At 39.0% G+C, this 14,885-nt stretch carries 14 protein-coding genes; 5 read left to right on the top strand and 9 right to left on the bottom strand.

All coding sequences use genetic code 11. The annotated features are described in order from the left end of the window. The first annotated feature begins 28 nt into the window (after nucleotides 1–28). Nucleotides 29–352 (top strand): hypothetical protein, encoded by a 324-nt coding sequence (locus AB1444_11070; protein MEW6527197.1) that lies wholly within the window; start codon nucleotides 29–31, stop codon nucleotides 350–352. Then, entirely contained in the window at nucleotides 342–809 is a 468-nt protein-coding gene (locus AB1444_11075) for a class I SAM-dependent methyltransferase (GenBank protein MEW6527198.1), read from the top strand. The genes AB1444_11070 and AB1444_11075 overlap by 11 nt, the downstream gene beginning before the upstream one ends. Nucleotides 810–1,202: 393 nt before the next feature. Here AB1444_11075 and AB1444_11080 read toward each other — a convergent pair whose 3' ends face one another. From AB1444_11080 to umuD, 4 genes are all read right to left on the bottom strand, one after another. Beyond that, complete coding sequence (locus tag AB1444_11080) at nucleotides 1,203–1,502, bottom strand: hypothetical protein (protein ID MEW6527199.1); 300 nt, start codon at nucleotides 1,500–1,502, stop codon at nucleotides 1,203–1,205. A 138-nt stretch (nucleotides 1,503–1,640) separates the two neighbouring features. Next, on the bottom strand, nucleotides 1,641–2,099 hold the full coding sequence (locus AB1444_11085) for a nucleotidyltransferase domain-containing protein (protein MEW6527200.1): 459 nt from the start codon (nucleotides 2,097–2,099) through the stop codon (nucleotides 1,641–1,643). A gap of 359 nt (nucleotides 2,100–2,458) precedes the next feature. Next, a complete protein-coding gene (locus AB1444_11090) occupies nucleotides 2,459–3,715 on the bottom strand; it encodes a Y-family DNA polymerase (protein MEW6527201.1) in 1,257 nt (418 codons plus the stop codon). 2 nt (nucleotides 3,716–3,717) lie between these two features. Then, nucleotides 3,718–4,299, bottom strand: coding sequence for a translesion error-prone DNA polymerase V autoproteolytic subunit (gene umuD / locus AB1444_11095; GenBank protein MEW6527202.1), 582 nt, complete (start codon nucleotides 4,297–4,299; stop codon nucleotides 3,718–3,720). Between the two features lie 104 nt (nucleotides 4,300–4,403). Between umuD and AB1444_11100 the strand changes: the two genes are divergently transcribed. Then, nucleotides 4,404–6,638 (top strand): ATP-binding protein, encoded by a 2,235-nt coding sequence (locus tag AB1444_11100; protein ID MEW6527203.1) that lies wholly within the window; start codon nucleotides 4,404–4,406, stop codon nucleotides 6,636–6,638. Between the two features lie 83 nt (nucleotides 6,639–6,721). On the opposite strand, the gene AB1444_11105 is transcribed toward AB1444_11100, so the two are convergent. The 3 genes from AB1444_11105 to AB1444_11115 form a co-directional block, all read right to left on the bottom strand. Further along, nucleotides 6,722–7,372 carry an SOS response-associated peptidase gene (locus tag AB1444_11105; GenBank protein ID MEW6527204.1) on the bottom strand — a complete coding sequence of 217 codons (651 nt, stop codon included), beginning with the start codon at nucleotides 7,370–7,372 and terminating at the stop codon, nucleotides 6,722–6,724. Between the two features lies 1 nt (nucleotide 7,373). Continuing rightward, nucleotides 7,374–8,834 (bottom strand): M20 family peptidase, encoded by a 1,461-nt coding sequence (locus tag AB1444_11110; protein ID MEW6527205.1) that lies wholly within the window; start codon nucleotides 8,832–8,834, stop codon nucleotides 7,374–7,376. A gap of 291 nt (nucleotides 8,835–9,125) precedes the next feature. Beyond that, the gene (locus AB1444_11115) at nucleotides 9,126–10,940 is read right to left on the bottom strand and encodes a long-chain fatty acid--CoA ligase (GenBank protein MEW6527206.1); all 1,815 of its coding nucleotides are present in this window, start codon (nucleotides 10,938–10,940) and stop codon (nucleotides 9,126–9,128) included. A 289-nt stretch (nucleotides 10,941–11,229) separates the two neighbouring features. Between AB1444_11115 and AB1444_11120 the strand changes: the two genes are divergently transcribed. Next, complete coding sequence (locus AB1444_11120; GenBank protein ID MEW6527207.1) at nucleotides 11,230–12,420, top strand: MFS transporter; 1,191 nt, start codon at nucleotides 11,230–11,232, stop codon at nucleotides 12,418–12,420. A 24-nt stretch (nucleotides 12,421–12,444) separates the two neighbouring features. Next, nucleotides 12,445–13,842, top strand: a complete 1,398-nt coding sequence (locus tag AB1444_11125; protein ID MEW6527208.1) for an FAD-linked oxidase C-terminal domain-containing protein — start codon at nucleotides 12,445–12,447, stop codon at nucleotides 13,840–13,842. On the opposite strand, the gene AB1444_11130 is transcribed toward AB1444_11125, so the two are convergent. Both AB1444_11130 and AB1444_11135 read right to left on the bottom strand, forming a co-directional pair. After that, nucleotides 13,826–14,305: a CoA-binding protein gene (locus tag AB1444_11130; GenBank protein ID MEW6527209.1), complete on the bottom strand. Its 480-nt coding sequence runs from the start codon at nucleotides 14,303–14,305 to the stop codon at nucleotides 13,826–13,828. The two genes, AB1444_11125 and AB1444_11130, sit on opposite strands and share 17 nt — an antisense overlap. Before the next feature lie 67 nt (nucleotides 14,306–14,372). Next, nucleotides 14,373–14,795 carry a HEPN domain-containing protein gene (locus AB1444_11135; protein MEW6527210.1) on the bottom strand — a complete coding sequence of 141 codons (423 nt, stop codon included), beginning with the start codon at nucleotides 14,793–14,795 and terminating at the stop codon, nucleotides 14,373–14,375. Nucleotides 14,796–14,885 lie beyond the last annotated feature (90 nt).

The following is a 14,885-nucleotide window of genomic DNA, read 5'->3' on the forward strand; positions in this document are numbered from 1 at the left end:
GTGTTGTTGTGTCAAGATTAATTACTTGTTGGGTGGAAACAAGGCTCTGACCCCTCATTTTTCTTTTTCCGTTAGCATTGGAGAAAATTATTTCACTCTCAATTCAATAAAACTTGCTATCAAGTCAGATGACATCTCTATTTCAGGGCAATGTAGTTTTGAAAATTGCTTCCCGTGGCCGGTAAAGCTTTTTTCACCATACAACAGATCCATGCAATCCAAAATATATGAAAGTTTAGATGCGCATGTTCACTGTATATTCAAAGAAAATGACCATACTGTTTTGGACGATATTGGTAGCCATGCAGGTTTTGAAATAGTTGGTGATATAGATAATCTTATTGCACATTGATATATCCAGAGCAATGCTTGATTACGCCCGGCAAAAATACAATGCTATACACAATATAGAGTATATTCACTCAGGATTTTTAGGTTTAAATGTTCATAGTCTTAATGTTGATGCTGTGTATACAAAAATGGCATTACACCACCTGCCGGATTTCTGGAAGCAGGTAGCATTGAATAATATTTCATCAATTACAAAACCTGGAGGCAGATTATTCTATGAGGATGTAATTTTTTCAGGTGATATAGAAGTAATAGAACATAACATTGATCGGTGGATTAATCAATTTAAACAACAAACCGGAGAAGAATTTGCTAAAGAAGTAGAAATGCACGTCAAAGAAGAATTCAGCACCTTTGATTGGGTTATTGAAAACATGATACAAAAGGCTGGTTATAACATAAATACAAAATTAAATCAAAATGAGATGATTATACGATATATCTGCACAAAACAATAAATTCACAAAGCACTCAGGCGCTGTAAGCCTTCAATTTTGAACATATAATTTAATCATATAAAAAACGAGGGTTTGCCACACCCCCTCTAATTTTTTCTATCAAGCTGTAAAATTGGATTTTCCAATGCCATAAAATCAGCAGGATTTTCTAAATCATAGATACTATCCGGCGATAGCATCCTGGCAAGAGTTGTTTTTCCGCTTTGACGTGGACCAATAATAGCAGTGACAGGATAATATTGTATCCTTTATACTACTTCTTCCCTATCGTATTTTCTATCAATGATCATAACGTTGAAAATTCTTTGCCTTCCACCGAAATTTCAAGGAAATTATTATACCAGGGATAAAACTGTAAATGATTATTTCTTGGTAACTATCGCCTATTACAATTTAGCGTTTTATTGTTTTATTCCGTTTGATACTTACATTGATAAGATAATACAGTATAACCTGCCCAAGAAAAAGCGCACTGACAATTGCAGCAGGTACTCCATAGCCGGGGAGCTTAAACGTATTGACAATCCAGGATGGTATAAATATATAGCACAGTGCAAAAATGAAAAGTATCCCCACAAGTTTTAATTTTATTTTTTCGCTGAATGGGCTCATCACTATTTTAAATAACAGTACAATCCATAAAAAAACTGAACCAATTATTGCAAACATGTATAACGCTGATGCATCGATCATAGTAGTATCCTCTTATTGTGTAGTTTTTTGAAGGTATTTCACAATTGCATTCTTAAAGTTATTCTCTGTGTTTTCCAATCAGACACGTATGCATCATACGTAATATGCTGGAATTCCTTGATTTGTTTATAATATGTTTCAAGCTCCGACAATTTGTGAAGAATCAGAGGCGTATCTACCAATCTTATACCTCCTGTACAGTATCTGTTTTTCTTTAATAGCAAAATCAAAATATTTTCTTAATGCCAGCGATTCAAAGGTATGTCTAAAGAATGGTTCTTTGTCAACTAAAAGCATTTTATGGTGCATTATACGTCCCACAAGACTTTCTGGTGCAGTATTCAAAATAACAATATCAATCTCGGATGTGTGACAGATATCCGACAGAGTTAAAAAAAGATTCATAGTGTACTCTGCAATATTGTTTGTATCACGCACATATGTAGCAATATCTATATCTGACAAAGGCTTTTGAACACCTTTAGCTAACCCACCAAACAGGTACGCAAAAATGATGTTAGTATCACAATATAATGCCTGTTTCACTTCCTGTATGTATTCATACACATTATTGGGGATGTGTTCATAGTGAATCATGGTGATTTTTAAATGTCCTTACGTAAAGTATATTTAAAAGATATTCACGTACGCTTTTGGTGTCAATTAAAATAGTACCAGGTAAAAAACCAATACACAACGTGGATGATAAAAATCCATGCAGTACAAAATCTTTGTAAATATATTTGACGGTGATTATCTTGTATGGTACTATATTTACGCCAGTATGACGTTTATGGTAATTATGGCACATAGTGAAAGGTTTTACTGCACGAAGTTTTCATAAAACAATTGTATCACGGTATTTCTAAAACAAAAATCTGTTTATACTATTGTTTTTAATTCTAGAAGGTTACGTATGATGATTGATGACAACATTCATAGAGTTTTTCACGACATCACGTAACTACCGGTATCTCATCCCAGTGTGTGGTGTAGCGCGGTGAAAGAAATTTGCGGCGCATGGACCAGGGGCGCACCACACCTTCCGAAGCAAAATATACCGTACCACGACCATGCTCTCTGTTAACGCTGTCAACTGCCTGCATGAGCCGGTAGCGCTTTTCATAATTGTGCATATGAACAAAAAGTGTGGGCGATAGTTCCTGATACGGGATAATGTCAGTGAGCATAACACCCACTTTCTTATAACGATATCCTTCACGATATATGCTACACAACGCGGTGTGTGCTGCTACAATGATATCCGGTGTGTACGCTGAGTGCACATCAAGGACAACCGTTGCACTGCATGAATACTGTGGTTCGTTCTTAAACGGATTGGTTGATGCAACTACGGTGACTGCACCGGCAGCACAATGCTGCTTTCGCAGTTTGTTTGCAGCAATGGCGCTGTAATGGGCCGCTGCCTGGTCAAGTTCATGCAAGCTTTCCACAGGCCTGCCAAACGAGCGTGAGCTTACAATGGCTTTTTTGGGTGGCGGTGCATCCTCAAAGGTAATGCAGGGAATACCGCGTAGTTCGTACACAGTTCTAAGCCCCACCACGGTCATCTTCTTTTTTATGAAGCTATCATCGGTGTTGATAAGCTGCCATACATTGGATATCCCATGGCTTTGTAACATACGGGCATAACGCCTCCCTATGCCCCATACCTCAGCAATGTCAATTTTTTCAAGCAACGGTTGACAGTAACTATCGCCCGCTAAAACAAACACACCACTTTGTGTGCGCTTTTTTGCAATATGATTTGCAAGCTTGGCAAGCGTCTTGGTGGCTCCCATACCCACCGAAACAGGGATACCTGTCCACTGCATAACCTTTTGCCTGACGGAAAGCGCATACTGCTGTGCTTCTGCAGGCGGGACATTGCACAGTAAAAATGCCTCATCAATAGAGTACACCTCAACATACGGTGCGCAGGTTGACAATGTATCCATGACACGGCGCGACATATCAGCATACAATGCGTAGTTTGACGAAAACACTGCAACCTGGTGACGCTCAAGTGTCTCCTTACACTGATGAAATGGCGCCCCCATTTCTATGCCAAGCGCCTTTGCCAGCGGGCAGCGCGCTATGACATTGCCATCGTTGTTTGACAGCACCACCACCGGGCGCCTTGCAAGCGCGGGATTACACACCTTTTCGCACGAAGCGTAGAAGTTGTTGCAGTCAACCAGCGCGTACCACATAGTTAGCCCACCGTACGGATGATATGGACCACCACTCCCCACAGTGTGCAGTCAACCTCCGGGGTCAGAGCAATTGGCTGGTACGATTGGTTGTCGGGAACAAGCATGGTGCTGCCGTTGTGCATAACAAGACGCTTTACGGTAAGCTCACCATTTACTGCAGCAATGACAATGCTGCCACTGGATGGGGTCAGAGCCCTGTCCACCACCAGGATGTCACCATGAATAATGAGGGGTGCCATAGAATCGCCTGAAACACGTACAAAGAATGTGGCTGCGGGATGGCGTATCAGGTGTTCATGTAAGTCCAGTGTCTTTTCAACATAGTCATCCGCCGGGGAGGGGAACCCCGCCTTGATTGCCATAAGATACAGAGGTGCTTTTGGCGGTAATGCACAATGGATTAGCTGTACTGGCATATCGTATTCCTTTGAAAATAAAATTTTGCTGTCATGGCGTATGCGTATTGGGTGTAACACATGTATTTTGCACCACAGTTGTTTTACTTCTAAGACTAAAGATATACTATACATAAATTTAGTCAACATAAGTTTTGGTAAATTTTGAAAAAAAATTGTAGCCATGCTATCACACTATTTGCTTTGTGTGTAACTATATACAGTGATACAATGGACAAAAGTATCATGTTTTGTTCATAAATTGCCGTTATATGAAGCAGGGGATTTCTATGAATTTGCCAGATAGCTATTTTCTGCAACCATATAAAAACAAGGATATTGTGCTGCAACTGAAGGCATGGGCAGCACTGATATTCAACTTTTCTTTACTATTTATTGTAACCATTATGGGAATTTACTTTGTTGCCCATGGTACAACAGATCCTGCCATACTGCTCCCTTTTGCAGGTGGAATTTTAACAGCACTTATTTCATTACTATTGTTAAGAAAAGGAAGGTTTCAAATTGCAGCAAATATATCGTTTGCAAGTGTGCAGATAGCACTGTGGATTGTTATGTTCTTTGAAAAAGGGCAGATACTGCAACGATTGGACACCATAACGTTAGTAGCTGCCAGCCTTGTATATACCCCGCTTCTTTTTATTGAACGCAGGCGAGGGATATGGTTCTATTATTCAGCTAATATGTTGCTTCTTATTATTTTTACTGTGTACTCACGGTTTCATTTAGGTTTACATCGATGGGAAGCCATTGAGTATTTCATGGACTCAAGCTTGGCATTAACGTTTGTTGCGGTTATTTCGTACTTGATTTTCTCAATCCATAAATTGGGAATAATAAATGCAAAAAAAGCAGAAGAAAAAATACAGCGGCAGTATGAAGAATTGTCAGCTACCAATGAAGAATTAGAAGCAATGAATGAAGAATTAGCTGCAATTAATGAAGAGCTTGAACAGACGCAGCAGGAGCTATTATTAAGCAATATTAATCTTCAAAAGGAAACTGCTCAGCTACAGGCTATATTGGTATCGATAGCAGATGGGATTGTGGTTACCGATGAAAACGGAATTATTACCAGCATCAATGCTGCTGCGCTCAAACTTTTTGGATTACACCATGATGTGGTAGGGAAACCATTCAAAGAACATTGTACGATAATTAATGCAAAAACGAATACCCCCTATGATGATCCGGTAACAAAGGTGTTGTCAGAAGGAATACCTGTGGCACTTTTCCGCAATACTATTATACGAAACAATGGGGATATATATCATACACATATCGTTTGCACCCCATTATATGTTGCCAATAAAATTGCTGGCTGTATTGTTGACATACGTGATATGACCGATGTGGTACGGTATGAAGAAGAGCTTGTGAAGACAGCAAAATATGAATCTTTGAGCATATTTGCCGGTGGGATAGCTCATGATTTTAACAATATGCTTGGTGCAATTTTAGGGAATATCTCAATTATTGAACAAATTGCCGGTAATAACGAAAAAATAACAAAAGCAACACAGCGGGCAGAAAAAGCAATAATGAAGGCACGGGATCTTACCACCCAGCTTTTAGCTTTCTCTAAAGGCGGTGCACCGGTTAAAACATCCACATCGTTGGTCAATATCATTAAAGATACTGCTGAATTTGTCCTGAGTGGCTCTCCAATCCAGTGCAATGTAGAAATTGACGATGATCTCCATAATGCACTTGTTGACCCAATCCAGATTTCACAGGTAATCCATAATATCATTCTTAATGCCCGCCAGGCAATACAAGGACAGGGCGCAATTACCATTACTGCCAAAAATGTTTTTCTTACCAGTCCTGATTCCCCCGTACAATGTAATTATATTGCAATATCAATCCATGATACGGGTGAAGGTATACCTGCTGATGTTATGCCCTATATCTTTGACCCATTTTTTACAACGCGAGATGGTGGACACGGATTGGGGCTATCAATTGCATATTCAATAGTAAAAAAACATGATGGCCATATTACTGTTGAATCATCAAATAAAGGAACGCTGTTTACCATTTATTTACCTACCGCTCTATCGAATGCTGAAAATTCTATTGAAACATCATATTATAGTGATAAACCTTCACAGATGCATATATTGATTATGGATGATGATTCTCTGATAGCTGAATCACTGAGTGAAATGCTTGCACTGCAGGGGTGTACTGCGGTTACCGTGAGCAATGGCGATGATGCCCTCAAAGCTTTTGCAGATGCTCTGAAACAACATAAACCCTTTACTGCTGCTATTCTTGATCTTACCATAAAAGGTGGTAAAGGTGGAGTTGAAATAGTGAAAGAATTGCACACAATCGATCCTAATTGCAAATTCATTGCAACAACCGGTTACACCAACGAGCCAATTATAGCCAATTACAGGGATTTTGGCTTTGAAGCAATCCTGCGAAAGCCTTTTACCATGCATGAATTGACACAGATACTATCGCACATTACTAAAGAAAACTTAAAATACAATTAATGTAATAATGTAAACTCACACCATCTTCGATAGTACGATTATAGTATTAATTCCATGTCCTTTTTTAAAAGCAAATAGTGAAATTAAACAGGATCTATACAATCAGGTTCTTTATATAAAGGATTATTGACCTTTGTTGATACTGGATATATCACAAGTTTGGCATTGAAAGGTTGCATGAGCTTTTGCAGTATTTCTATTGTTGTTTCTTTATTTATCCATTGATCAAATTCAGATTGTCGAATAATAACAGGCATACGGTTATGAATACTACTCATCTGCTCACTGGCAGCAGTGGTAAGTATTGCACATGTACGTATCTGTCTATCGTTAATTGTTATACTATCAAAAATACCGGCAAAGCCAAAAAAATCTTCCACCGTAATATAATATGGTACCTTCTTTGTACCTTCTTTTTTCCATTCATAGAAACCGGATGCAAACACAATACACCTATTGTAAAAAAAAGCCCTTTTAAAACTGGGCTTCTGTATAACTGTTTCAACACGAGCATTGATTAATGGTTTAAATGAAGAAGGATCCTTTGTCCAGAACGGTATCAGGCCCCATTGTAATTCAACTAACTTTTTATCTGGTGTTTGCACCAGCGCCACAATATCTTCCCCGGGATAAATATTGTAGCGCGGTGCAGTATGATGTACCAGTACTTCCTCAACCTGCAAACGCTGTGCAATGACATCTACAGGTTCAATCTGTGCAAACCTGCCGCACATGCTACATATGAGTTTTTTCAATTAATGCAATGAAAAACTTAACGCTTTTACCCATATCAGATATACTGATCCTTTCATTAATACCATGAACTCGTTTTAAATCCTCAGCATTCATCTTAACAGGGGAAAAGCGGTATATCTGATTTGATAACGCATTATAGTGTCGTGAATCGGTAGCACCAAGCACAAGGTATGGAGCCACAATAACATCAGGATTTATTTGCCGGGCGATAGTTGCTATTGAAATAAATGAGCCTGCCTGTATATCCGAAACTGGTGAAGGGTCATTTGACCACGGTGTTGCCTCAAGGGTAACTGCATCATTGCCAATTACTTTTTTCAAATATGCAATGGTGGAATCCATAGTTTCACCAGGAAGGATCCGACAGTTTATCATGGCCCAGGCTTGAGTTGGCAGCACATTTTCTTTTTCACTTGCACCTGCCATGGTCACAGCAGCAGTGGTGCGAATCATGGCATTGGTTGATTCAGATTTTTCAAACTGCCATTTTAACAGCGGTTTAAAGCACCACATATTTGCAAATAGTATACGTAATGGGAATTTCATGTGGGGTGCAACATATTCAAACATTTTCCGTGCAGGACTGTCAAAGTTCTTGGGAAAAGGGTTGTCTTCAACATTCACCAGAGCTTTGGACAAAACCCCCAGAGCTGTGTGGTGCGGTGGCATGGATGAGTGTCCACCCTCGCCTTTAACAGTCAGCTTCACGGTTAAATACCCTTTTTCAGCAATTCCAATCAGCGCAATAGGGCTTTCAACACCCGGTAGCATCCCTTCCATAATGGCTCCACCTTCATCTATAACATATTCAAGCTGAACATTTCGTTGTTTTAGCAGTTTGGCTATAGCTTTGGCTCCCTCACCACCAACTTCTTCATCATGACCAAATGCTATATAAATTGTCCGTTTAGGAACAAAGCCTTTACTTATTAAAAATTCAACAGCCTCCATGATAGAAATTAACTGATTTTTTATATCCAGCGCACCCCTGCCCCATATGAAACCATCTGCTATTGTACCTGAAAAACCTGGATATTTCCACTGGTCTTTAGTTAACTCCTCAACCGGCACAACATCCTGATGTGCCATAAGTAGCATTGGCTTAAGTGAGGGGTCAGAGCCTTTCCAGGTGTACAGAAGCGCATATCCCGCAACAACTTCTTTTTTTAGTTTTTTATGGAATGCCGGGTATGTTTTGGCTAAAAATTTGTGTAATTGTTCAAACTGTTTAACATCCGTTTTTGCCTGGTCCTGATTGGAAACCGTTTGAATCTGAATTGCTTCTGAAAGATGTTGTGCAGCAGTCATAGGATCAATTTTATACGGAAATGCTTCTTTTACTTCAACCTGCTTTGAAGATAGTGTAAATGCTTTTACTACCAGAATTATTAAAAAAATAAGTACAAGTATGCCCAAACCTTTTAAAATATTTTTTATCATACAATACCCCCTTTATAAAAATTTTACTATAAATTACAAAGACTCTAAATGAAAATACATACTCATACATTAATGTATGTGTTATGCACTACTTTAGTATACATTCATCTATAGTTTAATTATTCGTTGCATATCATAGCATCTTTTGCTTTTCATACATAATGCCTTTCTGTACTGTTTTTAACATAACTATGATAACAGTATAACTGCAAGCATTTTACCATTTTTTTAAATAAAAAAGGGCAGATATACGTTTCTGCCCTTTTCATAAAATTAAGAAGAAGTATCCAATTATTCAATATCAGGTGGATACATTGCTTCAATTTCTTTTGCATACTTCTGTTCAATAATTCTTCGTTTTACCTTCTGTGTTGGTGTTAATTCACCTGTAGCCTGAGTCCATTCAGCTTCAAGGAGTGTGAACTTCTTAATTTGCTCAACTCGTGAAAACTGCTTGGTATATTTTGCAATTTCACTTTCAATAAGCTTATTCACCTCATCATTCTTAATAAGATCCGCATTGCTACTGAAGCTGATTCCTTTCTGCTTGGCCCATTTCCCCAACGCTTCAAAGTTAGGAATCACAAGTGCGCTTAAATACTTACGTTTATCTCCTATAACCGCTATCTGCTCAACATACGGTGATGTCTTTACGCTGTTTTCAATATTCTGAGGAGAAATATTCTTTCCACCTGCTGTGACGATAATATCTTTGATTCGGCCAGTTATCTTTAAGAAACCATCCTCATCAATAACACCAATATCACCTGTTCTGAAATACCCATCTTTAGTCATAACCTCTTCTGTGGCAGCTTTATTCTTATAATAACCTAACATTATTTGAGGGCCTTTAGCCAGGATTTCACCATCATCAGCAATCTTTATCTTGGTTTCAGGAATAGCCTGGCCCACCGTACCTGGCTTAATAAACCATGGCCGGTTATAGGTTAATACCGGTGTTGTTTCAGTTAATCCAAAGCCTTCAAGTATCTTCATTCCCATGCCAATAAAGAATTCAGCATCAGATACCGAAAGTGGCGCGCCACCAGAAATAGCATAACGCATCTTATCCATACCAATAGCAGCTTTAAGCTTAGAAAATACCAGCTTATCAGCCAAATTATACCTGAATGCAAAAAGTCCTTTACGTGGCAGGTCCCTGCATACATACGGCAGATTCTTCTTTGCAGTATTAAGTGCAAAGTTGAAAATAGCCTTCTTTAAACCCGGTGCAGCAGCAACCTGTGCAAGAATACCAGCATGAACCTTTTCATAAATTCGTGGAACACTGATAATAACAGTGGGCCGAACTTCCTTAAAGTTATCCAGCAACTTTTCAATGCTTTCAGCAAATGCAGTTTTCCCTCCAATCCAGATTGGTCCGTAAAAACCACAGGTCATTTCCAGCGAGTGGGACAAAGGCAAAAATGATAGCCAAACATCATCCGTATTAAAAAACTTACCCATTTCAGCCATGATATTTTTAACATTAGAAAAGAAATTATAGTGTGAAAGCATTACACCTTTGGGATTACCCGTAGTACCTGATGTATAAATGATTGTGGAAACATCATCCCGCTTGATAGCTTTTAAGCGTTTTTCAAATTCAGCAGGTTTTGCCTTTTTTGCACCTTTTTCCAATGCTTCTTTAAATGTTATCACACTCTGCTTTTTCTTTGTAAGATCATCAAAAATAACCAGCTGGTCCAATTTGGGGCACTTTTTGATAACTTTTAATACCCTGTCAGCATGGTCTTCAGTACCAACAAAACAAATTGATGAGCCGGAATGTTCCAGCACATACTGTGCTTCCTCAGCTGAGTTAGTAGCATAAATTGGTACGCTTACCGCGCCAATTGAAGTGGTTGCCAAACTTGCCACCCACCATTCCCATCTGTTTGGTGAAAAGATTGCAACCCTGTCCCCTTTCTTGATTCCCTGATCCATTAAATAATACGCCATATTGTGTACCATGGTATTCATGTCGGCCCAGGATATATCCGTCCACTGACCACCTTTCTTATATGATACACAGGCTTTGCTTCCCAACTTTGCAGCCTGTTCCTGAAAAACAGCTGACATGGATTCTGACTTGAACTGTGCCATCCAATCCTCCTCTCACTTGTTTAATATAATTTTATTGTACAAATTTTAGTATTACATTTTATAACATTTAATTAAACTATTGATTTATCATGATACAACCAAAATACTGCTGTCAATGATTTTTACAACCTATCAAAAAATTTTTTATACAGTTTTATAGGTTTTTACTGTTTGTCCATAGTTTTATGCTTGAATTAACATAATGGCTGATACGTATCATTGGATACTACTACTGTATTTTTATAGGATCTAAGAAGGAAGAAGGTAAAAAGACAACACTGTTATTGCCATGAAACATCAAAAAAAACTCTACACTGATACAAATCTGCTCATTGCTTTTGGAATAACACTAGTAGTGGTTATGGGAGTTACCAATATTACACCCGCACTCCCTGCAATGGCACACTACTTTTCTATTCCCTATTCACAAGTTACACTGGTCATAACAGTATTTACCATGCCAGGAATTGTGCTTACACCCCTCTTAGGCATTGTAGCAGACCGCATAGGAAGAAAAGTAATTATTATACCTTCACTGATAGTTTTTGGCATTACCGGTATCATCATGTTTTTTATTACCGATTTCACCTGGCTTATTATATTACGGTTTATTCAAGGCATGGGCGTATCGGCATTAGGAGCAATTAATGCAACCATCATTGGTGATATGTTTGTCGGTAAAGACCGCACCATTGCGTTTGGATATAACGCCAGTGTTTTAAATATTGGTACAGCGCTGTACCCTGCCATAGGGGGATTTTTGTGCATCTTAGGCTGGAATTATCCCTTTTTACTATCGGCTTTTGCACTTGTTGTGGCATGGATTGCTATATTTCACTTACACAATCCCGAGCCACTCAACACTTCATCATTAAAACGCTATTTTCATGTAATACTAACTATTATACGAAGCCCCTATGTCATTGGACTTCTGTCAACAACCGTACTTACATTCATACTTCTGTATGGACCAATCATGACCTATTTCCCGTATATCATATCATATCGGTTTAAAGGAACAGCGGCAACTATTGGAATATTTATGTCTGCCATGTCCATAGTAACTGCTATTACATCATCGCAATTACAAATCCTTGCAAAACGCTATTCGGAAAAAAATCTCATACTGTACGGCTTTATAGGGCTTTGTATATCGTTTGTCATAGCAGGTTTTGCATACAATTACTTCTGGCTTGCTTTAGCTATCATCATTGGTGGAGCTTCCAATGCAATCAACAATCCCAGTTTACTATCGCTTTTAACCGCAGCAGCACCAGCACAATACCGCGGAGCCATCATGTCACTCAACGGTATGGGACTCAGGATTGGGCAAACCGTTGGTCCAATAATTATGGCAAGTTTGTGTGCGATAGTTTCTGTGAAGTGGGCTTTTTATAGTATAAGTGGCCTGACACTGGTAATTGTGATTGCACTTTTTTCCACATTGCTATCGAATAGATATTGCACAATGAAAAACTAATATTTTTCTGAGAAATTAATTTTTATGCAAAGAAAAATACAACAGTTAAAAGATGAATTAACGAAAGCATTAGACGCATCGGCTATAAATGATGACCCCGATGTGCTTGAAAAATATGCAGTAGATGAAACCTCCGATCTTAAAGGCAATCCGTGGCTTGTGGTGTATGCTAAAAGCACACGGGATGTCAGTATTACACTTTCACTATGCAACAAATTAACAATACCGATTATACCGCGAGGTGCCGGCACAGGCGTTACCGGTGGTGCAGTGCCAGTATCCGGCGGTGTGGTGCTATCGCTTGAAAAAATGAACAAAATACTTGAGATAGACACCGAAAACATGATAGCCGTTTGCCAGCCAGGAGTCATCACCGGACAGCTGCAAAATGAAGCACTACAATGTGGCCTGATGTATCCACCGGATCCAGCAAGTTTGGATTCGTGTTCCCTTGGTGGCAATGTTGCCGAAGGTGCTGGCGGCCCAAGGGCAGTAAAATATGGTACCACAAAGGATTACATTACTGGCTTAGAGTTTGTGTTACCTGACGGCAGCATTATACAGCATGGTGGCAAATTCATAAAAAACGCCACCGGTTACAACCTTACCGGCATACTCATTGGTTCAGAAGGAACACTAGCAGTTATCACAAAAATCTTCTGCAAGCTTATTCCAGCGCCTCTTTTTACACTTGATATGCTTATTCCTTTTCCAAGTCTTGACCAGGCTACCCAGTTTGTGTATACATTACTCATTCACCGCATACAGCCCGCAGTGCTTGAATTTATGGAAGAAGATGCTCTGACCCTTGCATCACAGTACTTAGGACAGGATATGCCGCATCCAAAAGCTCGTGCGCATCTTCTTATTCAATTAGATGGCGATAGTTACCAGGATGTAGAGCCCTCACTGCAAAAAATTCTTTCAGTATGCCCTGTTGACGCTAACAGCATCCTTGTTGCACAGTCCCCTGAGCAAAAGGAACGTCTGTGGAAAGCACGACGCTGCATACGTGAGGCAATCCACGCAAAAAGTCCCGTGTTCCTGGCCGAGGATTGCTCAGTGCCCCGCTCTAAGATAGTACAATTTTTGACGAGCGTAAAACAGGCTCTGACCCCATACGGGCTTGAGTCCATCATGTTTGGCCATGCGGGAGATGGCAATGTGCACATAGATGTGCTGAAAAATGACATGCCGTATGATGAATTCAAGGCTTTAGTGCCATTGTTAAAGGAAATTATTTACACTGAAGCATATAAATATGGAGGAACTATCACCGGAGAACATGGAACTGGATTCATACGCAAAAATGCGTTAAAAAAATTTGCCCCTTCACAGGAACTATCGCTTTATAAGCGCTTAAAAAAAGCTTTTGATCCCAATGGAATTTTAAACCCACACAAAATCATTGATTTAGATTAATAGTAAATGAGACCGTTTCCTGCCCGGTGCCAAAATAACGTGTATGCTCATTTTTTATACATTTGCTCTGCACCACTTTCAAACCTGCTTCCTTTGCTTTTTGTGCCGCTTCGTTATGCGCAATGCCACGCTGCATCCACACAACCTTTGCTCCTATGGCAATAGCTTCATCAACTACCGGGGGGACATCGGCAGGTTTACGAAAAATGTCCACTATATCAACCGGAAATGGTATTGATTTAAGATCTGGGTATGATTTCAAGCCTAATATTGTCTCTTTTGTTGGATTGACCGGCACCACCGTGTAGCCATGATGGAGTAAATACTGTGCAACCCTGTTACTATCCTTGGCCGGATCGTCGGATAGCCCAACAACAGCTATCACCTTGTATTGGGAAAGAATCTCCTTTATTTCACTATCCTCTGGATTAAATGCTGGAACTTCACATTGTGTTTGTGCCATAAAAAACTCCTCAAACAATTATTTATTAAAGATAACATGATATTTATTACCTGGCAATCATAAAAATTTATCTTATTACTATAATCTGTTTCACCTTTTTTAAAATCATATCAGCACTCAACAAAGCTTCATCTGCATCATTTTGTGTATAAGCTATATCAGGGGTTATATCAGGCAACCCATTTGGGTAACGAGTTGGTATATATAATTTATCTAATAAACGTGCACTATCAATACACGATGATACGACATTATATGCCTCAATATCTATATATTTCATATCATCTATTAATTTTAAAACCGAATGTCCCCATGGATCTGAATCATAATAGTAATGTAGTGCTTTCAAAGCTTTTTCAGCTGATTGCTGGCTTAAAAAACATGCATGAGCAAACTTTTTGTAATCACACATTATTTTGGCAGCTTCATAATCGCTCATTGCTGTATCAAACCAGCGAGATGATTCTTTTACATTATTTTCCTTTGACATATATCTCTTTGGCTTCTTTCAATATATTTTTAAAAAATTTTCTTTCACGTATACTCTCCCATTCTGAAGGAGTATAAATAAGCATGTCAC

Source organism: Spirochaetota bacterium (genome assembly GCA_040756435.1).
In the GTDB taxonomy this organism is placed as follows: Bacteria; Spirochaetota; UBA4802; order UBA4802; family UB4802; genus UBA4802.